We start from the raw sequence: 22,074 nt of genomic DNA, 5'->3' as shown, positions 1-22,074 counted from the left end.
GGCTGGGTTGGCGGTCACCCGACGAGTACGAAGCCAGCTACCATGGCCGGGTTCCAGCCGGAACCAGGTAATTCGCTCTCCGGCTCAGCGGGGGAACCTCACGGCTACATCGGTTGCGCCGGTTGCCCAGTCGCGGAAGGCTTCGGCTTGCGCGTCGGCTGCCGCGCCTGTCCAGTTCTGCTGTACGGCTGCGATCCGTTGCTGCAGGCCGTCGAGGCTATCGTTGAGGAACCCGACGAACCCGCTCACACGGGCAACCATCTGTTCCAGTTCGGCGAGGTCAGCGCGGAAAGGTTGGGCGTTGTCTGCCATCACAGATTCAGTCTGTGCACGGGACTCACTGCAGCGGATGTGGCCGCCGCGTTCGATACGTCCTGGTCTTCGAGGGTCTTTGTGGTGACGCCGAGCAATTCGGCCATGATGCTCAACGCGTCGAGCACCGAGTCGGCGCCGACCTTGGTTTCGGTCCAGCCTTCCGAGAAGGTGTCAGCTGATGTTCCGCGCCAGCTGTTCAGCAATGCGGTGATCTCGGTATCGAGCGATGTCAGGCCGTTGATCAGGGATTCTGCGACCTGCTAAACGTACTGACCAGCATCGGTGACCTCGTCTGGCACCAACGCGAAGTCTTTGCCTGACTCGGATGGTGTCGTTGCCATATCCCTCCCCGTTTAGATTCACATCCTGGTGCCGCGTCCACGCCTAGCCATTGTGGGCCATCAACATACGATCCCCAACCGGTGTACCACACGACAGACGATCGACCAGCTACGCGGTCGGCTGAATGTTCACGCCAGTCTCTCATGCACCGATCGCTCATACCAACCGAGTCTCAGCGAAAGGAGCGACCGCGCTGATTGCTACCCGGCATAGCCCGGGATCGCTGGAGCCACTGGCCGCCCCGCACCACGCATTCGGCCCCCGGCGGAACGAATCCACCAGGGGCCGAAGCGGCTACGACTCCTACAGGTCCGCGATGGCGGCCAGTGGGGGTGTGCGGGCCGCGCGGACGCCGGGCCAGACGGCGGCCAGGACGCCGACGATGCCGGAGGCGATCAGGACGGCGACCAGTTGCGACCACGGGATGGTGATCTGGTCGATGCCCAGGTCGCGCAGGGTGCGCAGGAAGCCGACGCCCAGGGCGATGCCGAGGACGAGGCCGACGATGGCACCGAAGATCGCGATCAGCATGGATTCCAGGTAGATCGTGCGACGGACCTGGGCACGCTGGGTGCCGACGGCGCGCAGCATGCCGATCTCGCGGCGGCGTTCCACCACCGACAGGGCCAGCGTGTTGATGATGCCGAGCACCGCGATCACCACGGCCAGCGCGAGCAGGCCGTAGAGGATGGCCAGCAGGGTGTTGATCTGCTTGCCCTGGGCGCCCTTGAACTGCTCGTGGTCTTGCACCTGCACCACGACGAACGGTTCGGTGGCCTTCTCCAGATTCGTCCGCATGGCGGTGAGATCGGTGCCGGGCGCCGCCTTCACCAGCACGAAGATGTTGGTGCGCAGGCTCTGTGGCATCAGCTGTTCGTAGACGCCGGGGTCGACGACCATCGGGCCCAGCAGCGGCGAGTTGGCGTAGATACCGCCCACGGTGAGCTCGAGCTGCTTGTTGTCCAGGCTGGTGATGCCGACCTTGTCGCCGACCTTCCAGCCGCGCTCGGTGGCCTCGGTCTCGTCGACGAGCAGCCCGTTCGGGGCGATCGTGGTGGACCCGCTGAGCACGTCGATGTCCATCACCGGGTCGATCGGGCCGTCGGGGGAGGTGGCGCCGATTTGTTCCTTGCCGACCTTGAAGGCGACCACCCGGATCCCGGTGACATCGCTGATGCCGGGCACCTGGGTGCGCACCGCGTCGACCGCGCCGATCGGCGCACCGATCATCTGCGGACCGGCGAGCACGTATTCGGCCTTGACGCCCTTGTCGATCAGCACGCCGACGCTGGTCTTGGCCGAGGCGCCGAGAATGCCGATCGCCGAGACCAGCATCAGGCCCAGCGTCAGCGCGAACGCGGTGGCGGCGGTGCGGCGCGGGTTGCGCACGGCGTTGTTGCGGGCCATCTGGCCGATCGCGCCGAACGGGCGGGTGAGCACGCCGAGCACGAGCACCATCGGCCGCGACAGCGCGGGCGCGGCCAGCAGCACGGCCAGGATCAGGCCGAGCGCGCCGATGCCGACGGTCACCGCCGAGCCCTTACCGGTGCCCTGGGCGCCGACGTAGACCAGCACCCCGCCGACGACCGCCATCACCGCGCCGACGACGGTGCGGATCCGCAACGAGTCACCGGCACTGGCGAATTCTGACCGCATCGCCTCCACCGGCGGCACCTTCGCGGCCCGCCGGGCCGGGGCGTAGGCACTGGCGACGGTGACGATCAGGCCGACCAGCAGCGCCACGATCGCGGTGCGCGGCAGCACCGTCAACGACCCGGTGGGCAGACCCAGATCGAAGGCGTTGAGCAGCGCCGACAGGCCGAAGGCCAACCCGATGCCCGCGAGCAGGCCGAGCACGCTGCCGATCAGGCCGATCACGACGGCCTCGCTGACCACCGAGCGACCCACCTGCCTGCGGCTCGCGCCGATCGCCCGCAGCAGCGCCAGTTCGCGCAGCCGCTGGGCGACGATCATCGAGAAGGTGTTGTAGATGATGAACGTGCCGACGATCAGCGCGATCGCGCCGAAGGCGAGCAGGAAGTAGTTGATGAAGGTGAGCGCCTCGGAGATCTGCTTCTTCATGTCCTCGCGGACCTCGTCGGCGTTCTGCACCTTGTAGTTGGGCAGCCCGGCGGCGAGCTGGTCGCGCAGGTCGTCGGCCGAGACACCCGGCGCCGCCGCGATATCGGCGTAGGCGACGTGCGAGCCGTCGGTGAACAGCTTGCGGCCCTGCGGCTCGGTGAACATCACCGCGACCACACCGCCGCCCTCGGTGCCGGGCATCTCGTAGATGCCGGTCAGAGTCACCTCGAACGGGTCGCCCTTGGACGGGATGAGCACCTTGGTCTTGTCGCCGACCTTCAGCCCCGCCTTCTCGGCGCCGCTGGTGTTGAGCGCGATCTCGCCCGACTGCGTGGGCGGAGCGCCGGCGACGAACGTGTTGGGCTCCTCGACCGACTGTTCCGGCGGCAGGTAGGACAGGCCGAAACTCGGTGCGCCACCGGTCTGTACGGCCTTCTTGCCGTCGGGTTCGAGCAGCACCACCGGGCCGTTGACGGCGGGCGCGACCCGGGCGACGCCCTCGGTCTTGGCCAGCGCGTCCACGATATTGGTCGGCAGGCCCAGCGACTGCTGGTCCTTGGGGCCGACGCGCACGTCGACACCCTGGGCCTGGCCCTCGAAGATGCCGTCGAATGTGCGCTGCAGGGTGTCGGTGAAGACGAACGACCCCGAGATGAAGGCGGTGCCGAGCACCACCGACAGCAGGGTCAGGGCCAGGCGCACCTTGTGCGCGGCGAGATTGCGCAAGGCGACCTTGCGCATCGGGTTGCTGCTCACTTGGTCTCCAGCGCCTTCATCCGGTCGAGGATGGAATCCTGGGTCGGGTCGCGCAGTTCGTCGACGATGCGGCCGTCGGCGAGGAAGACCACGCGATCGGCGTAGGCGGCCGCGCGCGGATCGTGGGTGACGATGACGACGGTCTGGCCGAACTCGTCGACCGAGGCGCGCAGGATCGAGAGCACCTCACCGGAGGAGTGCGAGTCCAGGTTGCCGGTCGGCTCGTCACCGAAGATGATCTCCGGCTTGCCGACCAGGGCGCGGGCGCACGCGACGCGCTGCTGCTGGCCACCGGACAGCTCGGAGGGCCGGTGATCGAGGCGGTCGCCGAGGCCGAGGCGCTTGACGACGGTGTCGAGCCATTCCTGGTCGACCTTGCGGCCCGCGATATCGAGCGGCAGGGTGATGTTCTCCAGCGCCGTCAGCGTGGGCACCAGGTTGAACGCCTGGAACACGAAACCGATGCGGTCCCGGCGCAGGGCGGTCATCTGTTTGTCCGACAGCCCGGTCAGCGCGGTGTCACCGATGCGGACCTCGCCCGCGCTGGCGCTGTCGAGCCCGGCCAGGCAGTGCATCAGCGTGGACTTGCCCGAGCCGGAGGGGCCCATGATCGCGGTGAACTCGCCCTTGGCGAAGTTCGCCGACACCCCATCGAGGGCCTTGACCTGGGTGTCTCCCGATCCGTACAGCTTGACCAGGTCTTGTGCGGCGGCCGCGATCTCGGTGTCGGCCGCCGCGTCGACGGCCTCGGTGCCCATGGCGTGCGAAGTCATGGTGTCCAGTCTGTCTGTCCGCCGGGAACCGCGCCATCCGGGATCCCCCCGATACCTACCGGATGACCCACTCGAACGCCGCGGCCGCCGAGCGCGCGCCTTCGGCGGCGCGGGAGCGATTGGGTTCGCCGAGGTCGGCGAGCAGTTCCTCGGTGAGGCCGACCAGGCTTGCCAGCGCGTCCGGGGTGAACCAGTCGGGGCGGGTGGCGAACAGGATGTCCTCGGAGGCGGTGTTGCCGCTCGCGCCGGGCGCGAACGGGCAGCCGCCCAGGCCGCCGAGCGCTCCGTCGACCATGGTGGCGCCCGCCGCGACGGCGGCGAGGGTGTTGGCCACGCCCATTCCCCAGGTGTCGTGGCCGTGGAAGACGATGCGGCGCGCCGGGGTGGTGTCGCGGACGGCCGCGACCAGCGCGCTCACCTGGCCGGGGTGCGCCTGGCCGAGGGTGTCGGCCAGGACGATGTCGGCGGCGCCCTCGGTGCGCGGGTCACGGGCGATGCCCAGCACCCGTTCGGGGTCGACCGGGCCGTCGAACGGGCAGGTGAAGCTGGTGGCCAGGCACAGCTGGATCGCACCGCCCGCCTCGCGCGCCAGCCGGATCGCGTCGGGCATCGCGGCCACCGACGCCTCGGTGTCGCGGCCGATATTGGCCTTGTTGTGGGCGTCCGACGCCGAGAAGCAGTACTGGAAATTGCGCGCGCCCGCCTCCGCCGCCTTCTCGATGTGGCGCGGGGTGGCCACCCAGACCCAGCATTTCGCCAGTTCGTCGGGGGTCAGCGCGGCGATCAGCTCGAGCGAGTTGGCCATCGGCGGCACCAGGTCCGGCCGGGCCATCGAGCCGATCTCCAGCGCGGGCACGCCCGCGGCCAGCAGCCGCCGGACGACGTCGATCTTCTGGTCGGTCGGCAACACCTTGCCGGTGAGCTGCAAGCCGTCACGCAGGGTGACATCACGCAGCAGCGGCGCGGTCATCGCCGCTGGTCCGGTTCCTGAACGGGCACGCACATCACCCCGCCGCACGGCTTGTCGCCGACACTGGCCGGGGTCGGATGCACGGTCGGGCGCACGTGGCCGGGACCGCGCTGTTCCCACTTGCTGCGCACCGGTGGGCGGCGTCTGCCGTGTACTCGCCTGCTCACGATGCCTCCAGCGCGTCGATCTCGTCTTGCGTCATCCCGAGCAGCTCGCCGAGCACCTGGGCGGTGTGTTCACCGAGGTCGGGGCCGACATTGCGAATCGGCAGCGACTGTCCCCCGATCACCGGGACGATGCCGGGGAACCCGACCTGTTTGGGTTGCGGCTCGCCCACGTCGACGGGGAACGACTGGATCATATTGCGTGCGCGGTACTGCTCGTCGGCCACGATGTCGGCGGCGGTGTAGATCGGGCCGCACGGGATGGCCGCGTCGTCGAGGATCTTCAGCGCCTCGTCACGGGTGTGCTCGATCGACCACTGCGCGATCGAGGCGTCGAGACGTTCCCGGTGGCGCCAGCGCCCGGCGTTGTCGGCCAGTTCGGGGTCGGCGGCCAGGTCGGGACGGCCGATGACCTGCATGTAGCGCTGGAAGATGGCGTCGCCGTTGCCGCCGATGATGATGCTGTAGCCGTCGCTGGTCGGATAGGCGTTGCTGGGCGCGATGCCTTCCATCCGGCCGCCGACCCGCTCCCGGTTGATGCCGTAGGCGAGGTGGTCGGGGACCAGCGATTCCATCACCGACAGGATCGACTCGTTGAGCGCGACGTCGATGATCCGTTCCCGCTGCGGCACCTCACCGCTGACCCGCTCGCGCTGGAACAACGCCATCACGGTGCCGAACGCGGCGTAGATGCCCGCGATCGAATCGCCGATCGACACGCCGACCCGCACCGGCGGGCGGTCCGGGTCGCCGACGAGTTCGCGCAGGCCGCCCACGGCCTCGGCGACCGCGGCGAATCCCGGACGCGCGGCCATCGGGCCGGTCTGGCCGTAGGCGGAGATGCGGGTGATGACCAGCTTCGGGTTCACCTCCTCGAGCACCTCGGGGCCGAGGCCCCATTTCTCCAGCATGCCGGGCCGGAAGTTCTCCAACAGCACGTCACAGTGCCGCAGCAGATCGAGCACGATCGCCCGGCCCGCATCGGTGCGCAGGTCCAGCACGATCGACTTCTTGTTGCGGTTGACCGTGCGATACAGCATGGAGGTGTCGCCACCGTAGAGCCGCCAGTTGCGTAACTCGTCGCCCGTGCCCGGGCGTTCCACCTTGATCACCTCGGCGCCGAAGTCGCCCAGAATACGTCCGGCGGTGGGAGCGGCCACGTAGTTGCCGAGTTCCAGGACGCGCACTCCGTCCAACGGCCGAATAGACTTTTCCGCCACCCCGAGACTCTAGCGTGCCGCCCGGACCCGCACGGGCGGCAGCCGCTCCGACTCAGCTCGCGAGCCGGGTCACCTCCTCGACGACGGAGTAGTGCTCGGCGTTGCCCTCGATGACGGTGCTGGTCCGGCCGTCGACGCCGACCGGGATGTCACCGGCGAGGGTGATGCGGGTCAGGCGGCGGGGCTGGCTGTCGTAGTCGTCGATGGCGTAGTGCTGGGTGGCGCGGTTGTCCCAGATGGCGACGTCGCCGTCGGACCAGGTCCAGCGGGTGGTGTTCTCCAGACGGGTGACGCGGTCCTGGAACAGGCGGAACAGCGCCTGCGACTCGCTGGTGGACAGGCCGACGAAGTTCTTCACGAAGTGGCCGAGCAGCAGCGCGCGCTCGCCGGTCTCCGGGTGCACGCGTACGACCGGGTGCTCGGTCTCGTAGTAGGTGGACTGGAACTCCGCGCGGTACTCCGCGCTCTTCGGACGCAGCGGCTCGACATTGCGGGCGGCGTAGTCGTAGACGTTGGTGTGCACGGCGCGCAGGTTCTCGGCGAGCAGCTTCAGCGGTTCGGGCAGCGAGTCGTAGGCGGCGACGGTGGAAGCCCAGGTGGTCGAGCCACCGTAGGTCGGTAGGTACTCCGCGCGCAGGATGGACGCCTTCGGGATGCGGTCGACGAAGGTGACATCGGTGTGCCAGGAGTTCGCGCGGCCGGTCTCGGAGTCGATGGCCAGGCTCTTGACGCCCTGCGAGGTCACCGTCGGGTGCGGGGTCGTCGGGCTGCCCAGCAGCTGCGCGAACTCGTGCTGGCCGTCCTCGGTGAGGTGCTGCTGGCCGCGGAAGAAGATGACCTTGTGCTCGTTGAGCGCGCGGCGGATGGTCGCGACGGTCGCCGCGTCCAGGTCACCTCCCAGACGGACGCCGTCCACCTGGGCGCCGATGTGGGCGCCGAGCTTGGTCACCGTCAGGGTGGCGGGGGTGGCGTGGTCGACCGTCATGGGAGATCACCTCTGTCTTGTGGAACGGTTGGTAGGCGTCAAGCACACCGCGAAATCCGTTCGACAGACAGGTTTTCCCTCCGGGTGATCGGAACCGTCAGCCCAGGTTCTCCCGCAGGTAGGCGAGGTCTTCGGCGACGCCCTCGGCCGGGGTCTCCAGGATGACCGGGGCGCCCGCCGTGCGGCAGACCTCGGCCAGCAGCTGCGGGTCGATGGTGCCGTCGGCGAAGTTGGCGTGGCGGTCGGCGCCGGAGTCGAACTCGTCCCGCGAGGAGTTGAGGTGGACCAGGTCGATGCGCCCGGTGATGGCCTTGATCCGCTCGACGACACCCACCAGTTCCTCGCCGCCCGCCCAGGCGTGGCAGGTGTCGAGGCAGAAGCCGGCGCCGTAGTCGCCGACCGCGTCCCACAGCCGCGCGATGGAGTCGAAGTGCCTGGCCATCGCGTGATTGCCGCCCGCGGTGTTCTCGATCAGGATCGGCACCGCGAAGCCGCCCTTGTCCTGCTGACGTTCGAACAGCTTGCGCCAGTTATCGATTCCGGTGTCGAGCTCGGCGTCGGAGCGCACATGCCCGCCGTGCACGACCAGGCCGAACGCGCCGAGGTCGGCGGCGGCCTTCGCCTGCTGGGCGACCGCGTTGCGCGAGGGCATCCGCAGCCGGTTGTTCAGGCTGGCCACATTGATCTGATAGGACGAGTGCACGACGACGTCGATCGGGCTGGCCAGGATCTCGGCGGCCTTGGGGTGCGGCTGCGGTTTGTCCCAGCTCTGCGGATCGACCACGAACAGCTGGATGACCTCGGCGCCGAGCTTCTCGCCGAAGCCGATCGGATCGCTCTCGTCGCGAACGTGTGCTCCAATGCGCATGACGCCACCCTAATCCGCGGCACCGACAGCATCGGCGGATGTTGCGAAGCGGGGGCGTCAGGAGATACATCGGTAGAATTTCGACGGGTGCTCTGCCCTGGAGGGGGTGACTTCGCGGTGTTGCGCAAAGGCGACGTGTTCGCCGGGTACACGATCCGGCGCGTGCTCGGCCACGGCGGCATGGGCGTGGTCTACCTGGCCCGGCACCCCCGTCTGCCCCGGCTCACCGCGCTCAAGCTGCTCAGCCGCGACCTGTCCGCCGACGACGAGATCCGCCACCGCTTCGAGCGCGAAGCCGACCTGGTGGCCCAGCTCGAGCACCCGAACATCGTCAACGTCTACGACCGCGGCAACGACGACGACCAGCTGTGGATCTCCATGCAGTTCGTGGCGGGGACCGACGTGGCGACCGCCGATGTCAACGTGCTGACGCCGGGCCGCGCCGTGCAGATCGCCGCCGAGACCGCGACGGCGCTGGATTTCGCGCACGCGAGCGGTGTCCTGCACCGGGACGTGAAACCGGCCAACATCCTGCTCGCCAAGCCGCCGATCGGGCGCCCGGAACGGGTGGTGCTCACCGACTTCGGGATCGCGGCCGTGCGCGACAGCGAGACGACGCTGTCCTCGGCGGGCAGCATCACCGCCACCCTGGCCTACGCGGCGCCGGAACATCTCGCCGGGGCACCGCTGGATCACCGCGCCGACCAGTACTCGCTGGCCTGCACGCTGTTCTGGATGCTGACCGGAACCGTGCCGTTCCCGGGCCCCAACCCGGCGGCGGTGATCCAGGCGCACATGAGCAAGCCGGTGCCGCCGCTGCGCAGCCTGCGTCCCGACCTGCCGTCGACCCTGGACACCGTGCTGGCCAGAGCCACCGCGAAACAGCCGGGTGCGCGTTACGACAGCTGCGCGGAGTTCGCCCAGGCCGCCAGGGCCGCGCTGTACGCGGTCCCCGGCCCATGGCAGCACCAACAGCATCAGCAGACCGCGACCGGGGTGGTGCTGCGCGCTCGCGAACAGTATCCACAGCAGCCCTATTCACGACCGGCCACGCCGCCGCGGCCGTATCCGCACGCTTCGCCGACGACGCCGGCCCAGCCGCATCCCCAGGCGCCGCCACCGTCGCCGCCCGCCCCTCCGTATCCGCCCACACCGCACCCGGCGACCGGCGGCACCGTCGTTCCCCCGCGGCGCGGCAACCAGCGGCCGGGCACCATCGATTTCCCCGGCGGCCGTAACCATCCCGGCTATATCGTGCCGCCCCGATCACGGCGACCACCGTGATCGGGGCATCCTGGTCGGTCGCTTCGCTGGCCACCGTCCGCGCGGTCACCGACTGCTAAGGTTTCGTTGAATTTTCCGTGGCGGGCCACCCGGCCGCGGCTTTCTTGCTGTACGCGCGTGCGCTGGTGGGTCCCGGCGCACGGCGGGAAGTGGAGCAGACATGCTGGCCAACGGAGATGTCTTCGCCGGCTACGTCATCGAACGGCAGCTCGGCCGTGGTGGCATGGGTTCGGTCTATCTGGCCAAGCACCCGCGCCTGCCGCGGATGACGGCGCTGAAGTTGCTCAACCGCGAGATGTTCTTCGATCAGGAGGTGCGGGCGCGATTCGAACGGGAGGCGGATCTGGTCTCGCGCCTGGATCATCCGAACATCGTCACCGTCTACGACCGCGGACTCGACGACGAACAGCTGTGGATCTCGATGCAGTTCATCGACGGCATCGACGCCGCCTCGGTGGACCCGCAGACGCTGCCGCCCGCCCGCGCGCTGCAGATCGTCAAGGAGACCGCCGACGCCCTGGACTACGCGCACGGCATGGGCGTGCTGCACCGGGACGTGAAACCGGCCAACATCCTGCTCGCCCGCTCCGGCGCGGGCCGCGGCGAACGGGTCTACCTCACCGACTTCGGCATCGCCCGGCTGCGTGATGACACCGGTCATCTCACCCAGACCGGCACCTTCACCGCGACCCTGGCCTACGCCTCCCCCGAGCAGCTGACCGGCGCCTCACTGGATCACCGCTCCGACCAGTACTCGCTGGCCTGCACGCTGTTCTGGCTGTTCACCGGGTCGGGGCCGTTCGCGGCCACCAATCCGGCCGCCGTTATCCAGGGCCACCTCCAGCAACCGCCGCCGCCGCTGAGCAGTGTGCGGCCGGGGCTGTCCTACGCGCTCGACGGTGTGCTGGCCAAGGCCATGGCCAAGCGCCCCGACGACCGTTTCGACTCCTGTTCGGATTTCGCGAACGCCGCGATCACCGCGCTCAACAACCCGAGCGCGCCCGCGCTGCCGATCGTCGGCCAGCGTCCGACCACGGGCGGCGCGATCCCGGTGACCGGTGGTCCGCGCCCGACGACCGGCGGCGCGATCCCGCAGACCGGGTCGCCGTATCCCCTTGCCGGGCAGGGCCCGATGACCGGGGGCCCGATGGGCACCGCCACCCAGGGCCCGATGACCGGCGGTCCGATGACCGTCGGTCCGATGACGGCCGGCCCGATGGCCAACCAGTCGCCCTCACCGCTGACCGGTGGCGCCGCGACGCAGCACCCCTATACCCAGCAGTCCCGGCCGCAGTACCCGACGCCGCCCGGACCGCCGCGGCCGCCGACGAACAACTTCACCCAGTACCCGCAGGGCCCGCGACCGCCGTCGAAGTCGAATACCGGACTGATCGTCGGCATCGTCGTCGCCGTGGTCGTGGTGCTCGCGCTGCTGATCGGCATCGGCATCGCGGTCGGCGGCGACGATTCCGGCGGCGGCGGCTCCACGACGACCAGCGCGGCGGTGGGCAAGCACGTCACCCCGAACGCCGACGCCATCAGCGCCGAGTTCGGCCGGATGGTGCCCGCGAATGTCGACGGCGACACCGGCTACAACGGCGCCTCCTGCTGGGAGACCGACTCCAGCTACACGCCCTCGCCCAACGACGGCGACCCCGACTTCGGTTCCTGGGCCTGGCAGTGGCGCTGCTACGACGGCGGCGGCAGCGGGGGCGACGATCCGTTCTACCGGATCTACGTCTACAACTCGGCCGCCGACGTGCAGGCGGTGATCGACGGCCTGCCGACCAACACCAAGTCGGTGGACACCAACGGCGGCAAGCAGTACACCAACTACAAGTACACCGACAACGGGAACAAGATCATCACCCAGTTCACCGGTGACCCCGATCGCGCGCAGTTCCTGATGTTCACCGACGGCTACGGCAAGGCCGACGAGGTACTGCGCTGGTGGCGTTCGGCCCCGCTCAACTGATGTCGATGCTCGACGAGAACGACGTCTTCGCCGGATACACCATCGAGCGGCTGCTCGGCCGCGGCGGCATGGGCTCGGTGTATCTGGCGCGGCATCCGCGCTTGCCCCGGCGCACCGCGATGAAGCTGCTGAACCGGGAACTGTTCGACGACACCGAGATCCGGGCCAGGTTCGAGCGCGAAGCCGATCTGGTCGCGCAGCTCGAGCATCCCAATATCGTCACCGTCTACGACCGCGGCGTCGAGAACAACCAGCTGTGGATCTCGATGCGCTACATCGACGGCGCCGACGCGGCCTCGCTGCCCGCCCCGGTCGCACCGGCACGGGCGGTGCGCATCGTCGCCGAAACCGCCGCGGCGCTGGACTTCGCGCACAGCCGCAGCGTGCTGCACCGCGACGTGAAGCCGGCCAACATCCTGATCGAACCGGTCGACGGCGCGGAACGCGTCTACCTCACCGACTTCGGCATCGCGCGCCTGCACGACGACAACGCCGCCAAGCTCACCCAGACCGGAACCTTCACCGCCACGCTCGCTTTCGCCTCGCCCGAACAGCTCTCCGGCATCGCGCTGGACGGTCGCGCCGACCAGTACTCGCTGGCCTGCACCCTGTTCCGGCTACTCACCGGCACCACGCCGTTCGAGGCGAGCAACCCGGTCACGGTGATCCAGGGCCACCTGCAACAGCCGCCGCCCCGCGCCAGCGCGCTGCGCGCCGAGCTGCCCGCGGCCTTGGACGCGGTGATCGCCCGCGGCATGGCCAAACGGCCCGACGAGCGCTTCGCCACCTGCGCCGAATTCGCCGCCGCCGCCGGACAGGCGCTGGCCGATCCCGGTGCGGGACAACCGTTCCCGACCTCGGCACAGACCAGGACGTATCCACCGAACTCACCGTTCACCCCGGCTCCGGGATTCCCGATCGCCGGAAACGGGGTATCCGGGCCGAATTCCCTTCCCGGAGCGGGTAACCCGTCCTGGTCGGGCGCGCAGTCCGCGCCGGGGCTGCGGCAGCCGTCGTGGCCGAGCGGTCACCAGGCATCGTCGCCCGGCATCCAGCAACCGTCCTGGCCGGGGGCACAGCAGCTTTCGTCGCCCGGCATCCCACAGCCCTCCTGGCCTGGCGCGCAACAGTCTTCGTCGCCGGGGAGCCCCCAGCCGTCGTGGCCCGGCGCGCAACAACCGTCGTGGGCGGGCGGGCAGCCATCGCCCGCATCGGGGATGCCGCGGTCGTGGCAGGGCGGCTCCGCGAACGGGGCGGCCGAGCGTCCGCGCGACGGTGCGCCGCGTGCCGAGGGCGCTCGATCGAAGATCGCCGACGACTACCTCGGCCGCAAGCGGGAGTCGCGCTGGCAGGCGTCGCCGGTGGGCTGGGCCGCGCTGATCATCCTGCTCGGGCTGGTGATCTGGATGATCGTGAACGTGCTGAGCGGTCCGGACGACACCACGTCGAGCGCGCCGCCGGTCGAGACCACCGAAACCCCGGCGCCCACCACCACCTCCGCCGCCCAGCGCCCGTCGAGCACCACGCCGACCACCAGCGACCGCAAGGTCATCGGCGCGAACGCCGCCCAGCTCAGTGAGCAGTTCCCGCGCATGCTCCCGCAGACGAGCGCGAGCACTCTGGTGCACGCGGGCTCCGGGCTGGGCAACGCCGGCTGCTTCGCCTACGACCGCGCCTCCGCCAGCCGCGACGACGACGATGCCGACATGGGCGACTGGCTGGTCATGTGGCACTGCTTCGGCGGCGGCAACAAGGCGTCCTACGAGTTCTTCCTCTATCCCTCCGCCGAGGAGGCGAAGCAGGCGGTCGCGGCGCTGCCTGCCAACGACGCCCGCGCCGCGACGCACACCGGACACAGCTACACCAACTTCGTCCTGCACGGCAGCCAGCCGAGGTCCCCGCGCATGGTCACCCGCTTCGATGCCGACCCGGACCGCGCCGCGATGCTCATGTACAGCCGCGGTTTCATCGCCGACGAGGCGCAGATGCTCGCGTGGTGGCAGGCCGCGCCGCTGACCTGAGCGGCGCGCCCTAGCCCGCGGCGCTCAGGGTGTAGTGGACGAAGTCGCGCACGGGCTCGAAGCCGATGGCCTGGTAGATCTTGTTCGAGGTCGGGTTGGCCAGATCGGTGAACAGACAGACGTCGGCGCCCTCCGCCCGGATGACACCGGAGACGGCCGCGGTGAGCGCGCTGGCGAAGCCGTTGCCACGCCGTTGCGGTGGCGTGTAGACGGGCCCGACTCTGGCCCAGCCCAGGATCTCGGTCTGCCGGGCGACGAACGCCACCGGTTCGCCGTCGCGTTCCCACAACCACCACAGACCGGACTCGATCCGGTTCCGCATGCCCGCCTCGTCCAGGCGCGGCGGGTCACCGATTTCGGCATAGAAGGCCTCTACGAAGGCCTTGCACACGGGCAGATCGGCCGCCGTGGCCAGACGTGGCTTGCCGGGAGCGTCGGGCACGGACAAGATTCCGAGCCGGAACAGCCGCGCCGAGTACAGCGCGGCGAAGGAGCCACCGGCGACAGTCGTCCAGTGCCGGGCGAAGGCCTGCGCCGCGGCCGCGACACCTTCGACGCTGATCAACGCGGGTTCGTCGGCGAGGAAGGCCTCGGCCACCGCCGCGATACTGTGCGCGGGCAGTTCGCCGAGGTACACCCGCCCGCCGAAGGCACTCGTGGCGACACCGACGACGCGGGACGCGTCATCGCGCACCATCAGGAATCGCGTCGCCGCGCCACCGGCCCGGCCGCCGAGCTGGTTGGCGGCAGCGGTGGCGATCACCGTATGCCGCAAGGGGTCTAGACGGAGAAATTCCTCCGCGTCGGCCAGGAAGTGGGCGGTGTCGCCGGTGATGTCGATACGCACGCCATCGACGGTAGGTCGCCGATCGGCGGATCGCAGCTGGATTTTTCGGCTACTCAGTCCTTTTCGCGCGCGTCACGATCCGTGCGCAGCTTCAGCAGGATGAGGCCCGCGGTGCAGGCCAGGATCAGGCCCGCGACGGTGATCTCCACATGCAGGCCGGCGATGCCGAGCCCGGCGCCGACGAGTCCGCCGACGAAGAACAACCAGCCCATGACCCGTGCGACGACCGCGAGAGCGCGGTTGCCCGGCGGGTTCGACAGTGCGTGCTGAACATTTGCCACAGCGGCCGAATCACTGTTCGCCGCTGCGGTTTCCAGCCGGGGTGTCGAGTAAGCTCCCATCAGATTCTCCTCGATGACGCCGATCAGATTCTTGCTTCGCGCAGACATCGCGCGTCGGGGTTCGTTCCGGGCGTCTCATGCGTAACTTTGCTCACACACGCTACGACTCGGCGACGCCGATCGCGCGCGACACGTCCCCGCGACACGCTGACGAAATCAATCCGATATCTGAATCAATAATGTTTAAGATAGGCTGTTTGCCCCGACCTGCACTACTGTGAGGCGACTCGAAGCCGACGAGGAGTGCACGCGATGGATGACAGCAGGACCAAGCTCGTAGGTCCGGCAATCGCTGTTGGCGCGGTATCGCTCGGACTGATCATCATCGGTGCCTGCGGTGTCGGACAGCAGGATGTCTACGTTCCACCGCCGCCGCTGAACGCCGATCTGGCCGCCGCGCCCGCCCGGATCGCCGACGAGACCACCACGACGACCACCCGGGTGTCGATCCCGCCCTCCCCCACCTGGCGAATCGCCCCGTATATGTCGCCGCGCAAGCCGTTCAGCCTCAGCTCCACCGAGACCTCGCCGTCGGAGCCGCCCGCCGAGGGCGAGACCACCGAGTCCAGGCCGTCGGAGCCGACCACCGAATCGCGGCCGCCCACGACCACGTCCGACGACCACACGACCACGCCGAGCACCACCACCCGGCCGATCCCGACCCTCACCACCCCGCCGCGGATCCGGCCGACAGTCGACGACGAAGAAGCCGCCGAGCCGGACTATCCGACGACGCATTCCCACGACAACACCACCACCGTCGCGCCCGTCGCCCCCGCCGACACCGGCGCCACCCCGACACCGGTGGTCACCACCGAAGCGCCGACCACCACGGCCACCCCGACGACGACCGACGACGAGCGCTGACACAGCGACGGTGCGCACCCGACCGGGGCACGCACCGTCGCGGTCGACGCGCTACAGCTCCGGCAGGTCGTAGCCGCCGACCCGGTCGGCCAGAATCCGCCGATGTTCCAGCGCCCCACCGAGCGTCTGCCCGATCGCGGTGAGCCGGGCGACGTAGTGGCTCACCGGATACTCCGCCGTGACGCCGATGCCGCCGTGCATCTGGATCGCCTCCTGCCCGATATGTTCGGCCGACTTGCCGACCTGCAACCGCGCCCGTGAGGCCACCACCGGATCGTTGCCGCCATCGGCCAGCGCCGCCGTCGCGAACAGGCTCATGCTGCGGGCCAGCTCGAGGGAGACGTAGCAGTCGGCGGCGCGCTGGGTCAGCGTCTGGAACTTCGACAGCGTGACGCCGAACTGCTTGCGGGTCTTGAGGTACTCGGTGGTCAGGGTCAGCGCGATCTCCATCGCCCCGACCGATTCCGCGCACAGCGCCGCCTGCGCGTACCCCTGCACCAGCGCGATCTGCTCGGCCGCGTCGACGGTGTCGCCCAACAGCTCACCGGCGGCGCCGTCGAAATCGAACTGCGCGCCGCGCCTGCCGTCGAAGGTGCGGTAGGCGCGCTTGGTCACCCCGGTCCCGGCCGGATCCACCAGGAACAGGCCGGTGCCGCCGCCGGGCAGCACCGCGCTGACGATCAGCTCGTCGGCGACATCGCCACGCAGCACCGGGTTCTTGACGCCGGTCAGGGTGTAGCCGTCGCCCTGCGCGGTGGCGGCCGTGGTGATCTCGGTCGAGGGCCAGCGCTGACCGGGCTCGGCGTGGGCGAAGGCCAGCAGCTTCTCCCCCGCGGCGAGCGCGGGCAGCAGCCGACCACGCTGCTCGGCGCTGCCGGTCAGCTTCAGCAGCTCCGCCGGGATCACCACCGCGTCGAGCACCGGTTCCGGGGCGAGCGCGCGACCGAGCTCCTCCTGCACCAGCATCACCTCGACCGGGCTCGCGCCGACGCCGCCGTCGTCCTCGTCGATGGTCAGGCCGAGCACGCCCAGATCGGCGAGCTGCTTCCACACCGTGCGGTTCCAGCCGGGGTCGGTCTCGCCCGCCTTGGCCAGCGCCTCGCCGTCGTAGAACCGGTGCAGCAGTTCGCGCACGGTGTCGCGCAGCATCGTCTGTTCTTCGGTGAGTTCGAGATCCATGTCAGCGCCTCACAATCCGAGGATCGTGGAGGACACGATCGAGCGCTGGACCTCGCTCGAGCCTCCGTAGATGGTGACCTTGCGGTAGTTCAGATAGCCGGGGCCGGTGTGCTGGGCCCAGGCGGGCGAGGCGATGCCCTCGGCGTCGACCGGTAGCGCGTCGGCGCCGGCGATGTCGAGCAGCAGTTCGGTGGCCGCCTGCTGGAGCTCCGAACCGCGCAGCTTCAGCACCGAGGAGGCCGGATTCGGTTTGCCGTCGGCGGAATTGGAGACCACCCGCAGCTGGGTGAGTTCCAGGGCGAGCAGCTCGTTCTCCAGCTCGGCCACCCTGGCCGCGAACACCGGGTCCTCGAGCAGCGTGCCGTGGCCGGTCCTGGTCTGGCGCGCATAGTCTTTCGCGAGCCCGATCTTGACCTTGGTCTTGCCGACACCGGTGATGCTGGTGCGCTCGTTGCCGAGCAGGAACTTGGCGTAGGTCCAGCCCTGGTTCTCCTCGCCGACCAGCTGATCGGCGGGCACCCGGACGTTTTCGAAGAAGACCTCGTTCACCTCGTAGCTGCCGTCGATCAGCTTGATCGGGCGCATGGTGACACCGGGCGATTTCACGTCGAAGAGCAGGAAGGAGATACCCGCCTGCTTCTTGGGCGCGTTCGGGTCGGTGCGCACCAGGCAGAAAATCCAGTCGGCGTACTGGCCGAGCGTGGTCCAGATCTTCTGGCCGTTGACGATGTAGGAATCGCCGTCGCGGACCGCGGTGGTGCGCAGCGAAGCCAGGTCGGACCCGGCGTCGGGCTCGGAGAAGCCCTGACACCACCAGATGTCGAGCGCCGCGGTCGGCGGCAGGAAGCGCTGCTTGAGCTCCTCGGACCCGAACTGGGCGATCACCGGGCCGACCATCGAGGCGTTGAAGGTCAGTGGCTCGGGGACCGAGGCCAGCTGCATCTCGTCGAGCCACAGATGGCGCTGCATCGGCGTCCAGTCCTTGCCGCCCCAGGCCACCGGCCAGTTCGGCACGGCCAGGCCGTGGTCGTTGAGGATCTTGTTCGCGGTGACGATGTCGTCGCGGGACAGCTCGTGGCCGTACTTGACGCGGTCACGGATCTCGACCGGAATCTCGGTCTTGTAGAAATGCCGGAGCTCGTCGCGGAAGGCGACCTCATCAGAGGAAAGGGCTAACTTCATCCGGGTCTCCCAGCGTGGTTGGTAGCCGTCGAGAAAAACCTACCCCCGAGTAAACGCCAGTGTCGACTACATCACACCCGCCCGTGTTCAGCGCCCGTGGCGCCGCACCCGCCGGTGGCTCGGCGACCCCACCGTCGACCTGGTACGTTGCCAGACGAGCCGGGGAACCGGCCTCGAACATCCACGAGGAGTCACGGGTGAACGGCAGATCCATCGCAGGCAGGGCAGCGGCGGTCACCGCGGCGAGCATCGGCGCGCTGGCACTGCTGGCCACGACCGCCGGCGCGACCCCCACCCCGCTCGACGAGGGCATCACCCACCTGTCCGAGATCGCGGGCGAGGACACCGCCGCGCAGGCGGGCGTCCGCGCGCTCGACAGCTTCACCGAGATCGTCGGCAGCGACCGGCTGCGCGACATCTCCGCGCAGTTCATCCCCTTCAGCTACGCGGCGCCGACCTTCGGCTGCGGCAGCAACGGCCCGATCACCACGATCATCGCCGCCGCCACCTTCGAGGGCCCCGGCCCACGCACCGAGACCAGCATGGCCCCCGGCGACATCCGGTTCAGCGCCAGCCCGCGGCACACCGGCTTCGCGCTGGCGTCCGGCCTGAGCGTGGCCTGGGTGAATGTGAACACCGGCCAGAGCGGCATCGTCCCGCTCGACGACCAGACCGAGTTCCAGCTGCCGTCGCTGGCCAAGACCGTGCACAGTGGCGCGGGCACCGTGATCGCGTCGATGTGGGGCACCATCGACTACCCGGGCGCGCGCTGCGTGATGACGCCGACCGTCGGCACGTTCGTCGTCCCGGATCTGCCGGTCCAGGCCACCGAGGCGCCCGCGGCGCCGCCCGCGCCCGAACCGCAGGCCACCAGCCCCGGCTCGGGTGAGTCGTCCTCGGGTGCGCCGAGGTCGCAGGCGCCCGCCCCGGAGACCCCCGCTCCCGCCCCGGCTCCCGCACCCGCCGAAGCACCGCGGACCACGCCGGCGCCCGCGCCGCAGAACCCGCCGTCCGCGCTCACCGTCGGCGGCTGATTTCCCCACAACGACCCCGACTCGTCGTGGCGGTGGATTCCGCGCGGCGACACGTGGGGAGCCTTGGGCGTCAACAGGTATGGTGCCGCCGGTTCGGTTCAGCCCAGCGGACGGATGCGGAGCACGGTCCCTTCCTCGGAGCCGGCCAGCAGTGCCGTGGGATCGGCGGGGTCGGCGACGACCGCGGTCAGCGGCTGGGTCGCGAGAACGGTGCAGGTGGCGCCCGTCCTGGGATCGACGCGGACGAGGTGTCCGGCCAGCGTGGTGACGTAGAGCGCGCCGTCGCGGACGACCAGGTCGTCGACGAAATCGGGCAGGGTGCCGAAGGACGTCAGGTCGGCGACCGTGACGCTGTCGGCGGGATTGGAGCGCGACAGCCGCAGGACCCGGCCGACCGGCGCGCCACCGGTGGCGACGAAGTTTGCGGTGACATAGACCGAATCACCGGCCACGACAACACCGTTGGGCCCGTCGACCTTCACCGCGGCCCACCACTCCATGTCCTCGCTGCCGTCGCGGCGCAGCCGGTGCACGCCGTTGCCCGCGGTGACATAGAGGTTGCCGTCGGCGTCGAAGGCGGCGCCGTTGGGCTGGGTGAAGCCGGTGGCGAACGGGGTCGGCACCGGAGTCGCGGCCTCGGGGTCGAAACGGACGATCCCGCCCGCACCCGACAGCGGCGAGTTCCCGGTGACCACGTAGAGCAACCCGTCGGGGCCGAGGCGGACAGCGCCGGGCGATGGCACCGCGACGGTGGCGGTCAGTCTGCCCTCGCGGTCGTAACGCTGCACCTCACCGCGCATGACCCGGGCGACCCACAGGTTCCCCGCGCCGTCGAGGCCGAAGTTCTCCGACCAGTCCAGCAGCGGCACGCTCGAGCGGATCGCGACGTCCTGGCCCGCCCGGCCGCACTCGGCCACCGGCGCCGCGCCCGCGGTGCCCGTGCCGAGCGAGGCGGTGGTCACGACGGCCGCGCCGACGACAACGTGGGCGACGCAACGGCGGAACGACATGGCAGACCTCGACTCTGTTGACCCAGCTCGACGCGCGAAAGTCTAACGGCTACCAACCGGTAGTGGGGTGTCCACACTGCGCAACCGATCGCGCCGGTACCACGCATCGTGCACAACGCCGGTCCGCGCGCACTGCTCCTGTAGCGCACGACAATTCGTCCGGCCGTCATAATCGGTCGGTGCCCTACTTCGACAGCGCCCGTGGCCGGCTGCACTACCGGCGGTGGCCGGTGCGGCGTGTCGCCGCGACGCTGGTGCTGTTGCCCGGCACCGGCCAGCACAGCGGGCACTATCACCGCTTCGCCGATCTGCTGCGCCCCGGCGGAATCGAGCTGTGGACGCTGGACACCGCGGGCCAGGGCCTGAGCGAGGGCGATCCGGCCGCGCCCGGCACCGTCGCCGAACTCGCCGCCGACGCCGCCGGGCTGCTCGCCGAGGTCGCCGCGGCGGGCGTCGCGGCGCCGGTGCTCATGGGCCATTCGCTGGGCGCGGTCACCGCGCTCGCCGTCGCCGCCGAACGCCCCGGCGACCTGGCCGGGTTGATCGTCTGCGGCACCCCGCGCCGGGCCACCGAGATCGCGCCGGACCCGCGTCTGGCGGTGCTGGCGGTGCACGGCGCCGACGACCGGCGGGCGCCGATCGATGCGGTCCGGCTATGGACAGCACGGCACGGATCGGTAGATTTGCGCGAGTACGCCGACGCGGGACACGACCTGTTGCACGAACCGGTGCAGCAGCGCGTGGCGTCCGATATCGCGCAGTGGGTGCTCACCACGGCGCGATGAACGACGAAGGGGGAACGGTGCAACCGAATCGAACAGGCCTGCCGGATACGGCGGCACTCGGCCGGGCCGTGGACGACGGTGGGCTGTGGATCGACGGCCTGCTCGTCGCCGACGGCGCGCCGGAGCGTTGCGCCCAGCGCTACGAGCGCCTGGCCGACGCGGTCGACGCCCAGCTGCTGGTCCTCCGTGGGGCGGAGGTGATCCCCGGCTTCGGCGGGCTGGCCTCGGGTGCCGCGCTGCGCAGCGGATTCGAGACCAAGGCGGCCGACGCGCTCACCCAGCTGCGCGCCTACGCGAGCACCGCGCGGGCGCTGGCCGCCGTCTTCCGGGCCGCGGGGACGGCCTATCAGGACAGCGATCAGGCGCTGGCCGCGTCGATCGCGAAGCAGGAGCCCGACCATGCGTAGCATCTCCGGCCGCGTGCCCGGCACCGATCCCGACTACGCCGCCGTCGTCGAGGTGTTCGACAACCTCTCGCACGCCGAGATCCATCAGGCCGTCCAACAGCTCGATCCGGCGGCGCTGTCCGCCGCGGGCGAGTTGTTCCTGACCACCTCGACCGCGCTCGGTGACGAGGTCGAGAACGCGCACGGCGAGATCGGCGCGGCCATCGCCGACGGCTGGCGCGGCGGTGCCGCCCAGCGGGCGATCGACGCGGTGCGCGACTTCGAGCAGGCGGGCAGGCGGATCGCCGACGTGCTGACCGCGGTCGGGGTCCGGCTCGGCCAGGCAGGCGATGCCGCCGAGTCGGTGCGCGCCGCGATCGCCGAACCCGATGCCGCCCAACCGGATCCGGCGGCCGCGCTGCTCGATTCCCAGCAGGCCACCGACAACGCCGCGATCGTGCGGCGGGCCGAGAACGCCCGGCTCGACGCGGTGCGGGCGATGGAGACGATCTACGGCGGCGCTTTCGTGCCGACCGGGTCGGGGGTGCCGTCGTTCCCCGAGATCACCACCGAACCCGGGGCAGGCGATCCCACCGTCGCCTCGACCGGCCTCGCCGGGCGCGCACCGTCCGCCGCCGCGCCCGGCGTGTCGGCCGTGGCCGCCACGTCCGAGCCCGCCGCCGTCGAC

Annotated in this window: 22 protein-coding genes; 8 read left to right on the top strand and 14 right to left on the bottom strand. The window is 70.0% G+C overall.

Annotated features, from left to right (window positions below):
* Window positions 1-84: 84 nt before the first annotated feature.
* From ATM97_RS02340 to ATM97_RS02300, 9 genes are all read right to left on the bottom strand, one after another.
* Window positions 85-312, bottom strand: a complete 228-nt coding sequence (locus tag ATM97_RS02340; RefSeq protein WP_218716250.1) for a WXG100 family type VII secretion target — start codon at window positions 310-312, stop codon at window positions 85-87.
* Entirely contained in the window at window positions 312-557 is a 246-nt protein-coding gene (locus tag ATM97_RS02335; protein WP_308248344.1) for a WXG100 family type VII secretion target, read from the bottom strand. The genes ATM97_RS02340 and ATM97_RS02335 overlap by 1 nt, the downstream gene beginning before the upstream one ends.
* Before the next feature lie 403 nt (window positions 558-960).
* On the bottom strand, window positions 961-3,480 hold the full coding sequence (locus ATM97_RS02330) for an ABC transporter permease (protein WP_218716254.1): 2,520 nt from the start codon (window positions 3,478-3,480) through the stop codon (window positions 961-963).
* Between the two features lie 11 nt (window positions 3,481-3,491).
* Window positions 3,492-4,268, bottom strand: coding sequence for an ABC transporter ATP-binding protein (locus ATM97_RS02325; RefSeq protein WP_218716249.1), 777 nt, complete (start codon window positions 4,266-4,268; stop codon window positions 3,492-3,494).
* A 55-nt stretch (window positions 4,269-4,323) separates the two neighbouring features.
* Window positions 4,324-5,238 carry a hydroxymethylglutaryl-CoA lyase gene (locus ATM97_RS02320; protein ID WP_218716248.1) on the bottom strand — a complete coding sequence of 305 codons (915 nt, stop codon included), beginning with the start codon at window positions 5,236-5,238 and terminating at the stop codon, window positions 4,324-4,326.
* Window positions 5,235-5,405: a hypothetical protein gene (locus ATM97_RS02315; RefSeq protein ID WP_218716247.1), complete on the bottom strand. Its 171-nt coding sequence runs from the start codon at window positions 5,403-5,405 to the stop codon at window positions 5,235-5,237. Before ATM97_RS02315 ends, ATM97_RS02320 begins: the two co-directional genes overlap by 4 nt.
* Window positions 5,402-6,622 (bottom strand): CaiB/BaiF CoA-transferase family protein, encoded by a 1,221-nt coding sequence (locus ATM97_RS02310; RefSeq protein WP_218716246.1) that lies wholly within the window; start codon window positions 6,620-6,622, stop codon window positions 5,402-5,404. Before ATM97_RS02310 ends, ATM97_RS02315 begins: the two co-directional genes overlap by 4 nt.
* 52 nt (window positions 6,623-6,674) lie before the next feature.
* Entirely contained in the window at window positions 6,675-7,607 is a 933-nt protein-coding gene (locus ATM97_RS02305) for a TauD/TfdA family dioxygenase (protein WP_218716245.1), read from the bottom strand.
* A 97-nt stretch (window positions 7,608-7,704) separates the two neighbouring features.
* Entirely contained in the window at window positions 7,705-8,475 is a 771-nt protein-coding gene (locus ATM97_RS02300) for a deoxyribonuclease IV (protein WP_218716244.1), read from the bottom strand.
* Window positions 8,476-8,562: 87 nt separating this feature from the next.
* On the opposite strand from ATM97_RS02300, the gene ATM97_RS02295 reads away from it, so the two are divergent.
* From ATM97_RS02295 to ATM97_RS02285, 3 genes are all read left to right on the top strand, one after another.
* A complete protein-coding gene (locus ATM97_RS02295; RefSeq protein ID WP_308248343.1) occupies window positions 8,563-9,759 on the top strand; it encodes a serine/threonine-protein kinase in 1,197 nt (398 codons plus the stop codon).
* A 160-nt stretch (window positions 9,760-9,919) separates the two neighbouring features.
* Window positions 9,920-11,734, top strand: a complete 1,815-nt coding sequence (locus tag ATM97_RS02290) for a serine/threonine-protein kinase (protein ID WP_218716243.1) — start codon at window positions 9,920-9,922, stop codon at window positions 11,732-11,734.
* A complete protein-coding gene (locus ATM97_RS02285; protein ID WP_374104820.1) occupies window positions 11,710-13,755 on the top strand; it encodes a protein kinase in 2,046 nt (681 codons plus the stop codon). The genes ATM97_RS02290 and ATM97_RS02285 overlap by 25 nt, the downstream gene beginning before the upstream one ends.
* Before the next feature lie 10 nt (window positions 13,756-13,765).
* On the opposite strand, the gene ATM97_RS02280 is transcribed toward ATM97_RS02285, so the two are convergent.
* The gene (locus ATM97_RS02280) at window positions 13,766-14,602 is read right to left on the bottom strand and encodes a GNAT family N-acetyltransferase (RefSeq protein ID WP_218716242.1); all 837 of its coding nucleotides are present in this window, start codon (window positions 14,600-14,602) and stop codon (window positions 13,766-13,768) included.
* A gap of 53 nt (window positions 14,603-14,655) precedes the next feature.
* The gene (locus tag ATM97_RS02275; RefSeq protein WP_218716256.1) at window positions 14,656-14,991 is read right to left on the bottom strand and encodes a hypothetical protein; all 336 of its coding nucleotides are present in this window, start codon (window positions 14,989-14,991) and stop codon (window positions 14,656-14,658) included.
* A gap of 204 nt (window positions 14,992-15,195) precedes the next feature.
* On the opposite strand from ATM97_RS02275, the gene ATM97_RS02270 reads away from it, so the two are divergent.
* A complete protein-coding gene (locus ATM97_RS02270; protein ID WP_218716241.1) occupies window positions 15,196-15,810 on the top strand; it encodes a hypothetical protein in 615 nt (204 codons plus the stop codon).
* Between the two features lie 51 nt (window positions 15,811-15,861).
* Here the strand turns inward: ATM97_RS02270 and ATM97_RS02265 are convergent, their stop codons facing one another.
* Both ATM97_RS02265 and ATM97_RS02260 read right to left on the bottom strand, forming a co-directional pair.
* Window positions 15,862-16,989 (bottom strand): acyl-CoA dehydrogenase family protein, encoded by a 1,128-nt coding sequence (locus tag ATM97_RS02265; protein WP_218716240.1) that lies wholly within the window; start codon window positions 16,987-16,989, stop codon window positions 15,862-15,864.
* Between the two features lie 9 nt (window positions 16,990-16,998).
* Window positions 16,999-18,171 (bottom strand): acyl-CoA dehydrogenase family protein, encoded by a 1,173-nt coding sequence (locus ATM97_RS02260; RefSeq protein WP_218716239.1) that lies wholly within the window; start codon window positions 18,169-18,171, stop codon window positions 16,999-17,001.
* Window positions 18,172-18,368: 197 nt separating this feature from the next.
* Between ATM97_RS02260 and ATM97_RS02255 the strand changes: the two genes are divergently transcribed.
* Entirely contained in the window at window positions 18,369-19,205 is an 837-nt protein-coding gene (locus tag ATM97_RS02255) for a hypothetical protein (protein WP_218716238.1), read from the top strand.
* Between the two features lie 98 nt (window positions 19,206-19,303).
* Here ATM97_RS02255 and ATM97_RS02250 read toward each other — a convergent pair whose 3' ends face one another.
* Window positions 19,304-20,215: an SMP-30/gluconolactonase/LRE family protein gene (locus ATM97_RS02250; protein WP_218716237.1), complete on the bottom strand. Its 912-nt coding sequence runs from the start codon at window positions 20,213-20,215 to the stop codon at window positions 19,304-19,306.
* Between the two features lie 179 nt (window positions 20,216-20,394).
* Here ATM97_RS02250 and ATM97_RS02245 point away from each other — a divergent pair, with 179 nt between their 5' ends.
* The 3 genes from ATM97_RS02245 to ATM97_RS02235 form a co-directional block, all read left to right on the top strand.
* Window positions 20,395-21,000: an alpha/beta hydrolase gene (locus tag ATM97_RS02245; protein ID WP_218716236.1), complete on the top strand. Its 606-nt coding sequence runs from the start codon at window positions 20,395-20,397 to the stop codon at window positions 20,998-21,000.
* Window positions 21,001-21,017: 17 nt separating this feature from the next.
* A complete protein-coding gene (locus ATM97_RS02240) occupies window positions 21,018-21,407 on the top strand; it encodes a hypothetical protein (RefSeq protein ID WP_308248342.1) in 390 nt (129 codons plus the stop codon).
* Window positions 21,400-22,074: WXG100 family type VII secretion target (locus ATM97_RS02235; RefSeq protein WP_218716235.1), on the top strand; the 675-nt coding region annotated here is incomplete at its 3' end. The genes ATM97_RS02240 and ATM97_RS02235, both read left to right, overlap by 8 nt.

Origin of the sequence: Nocardia sp. MH4 (assembly GCF_019266065.1) — a bacterium.
Classification (GTDB): Bacteria; Actinomycetota; Actinomycetes; order Mycobacteriales; family Mycobacteriaceae; genus Nocardia; species Nocardia canadensis.
The sequence above is the reverse complement of the archived record's forward strand: the minus strand, read 5'-3'. Positions and strand labels throughout refer to the sequence as shown.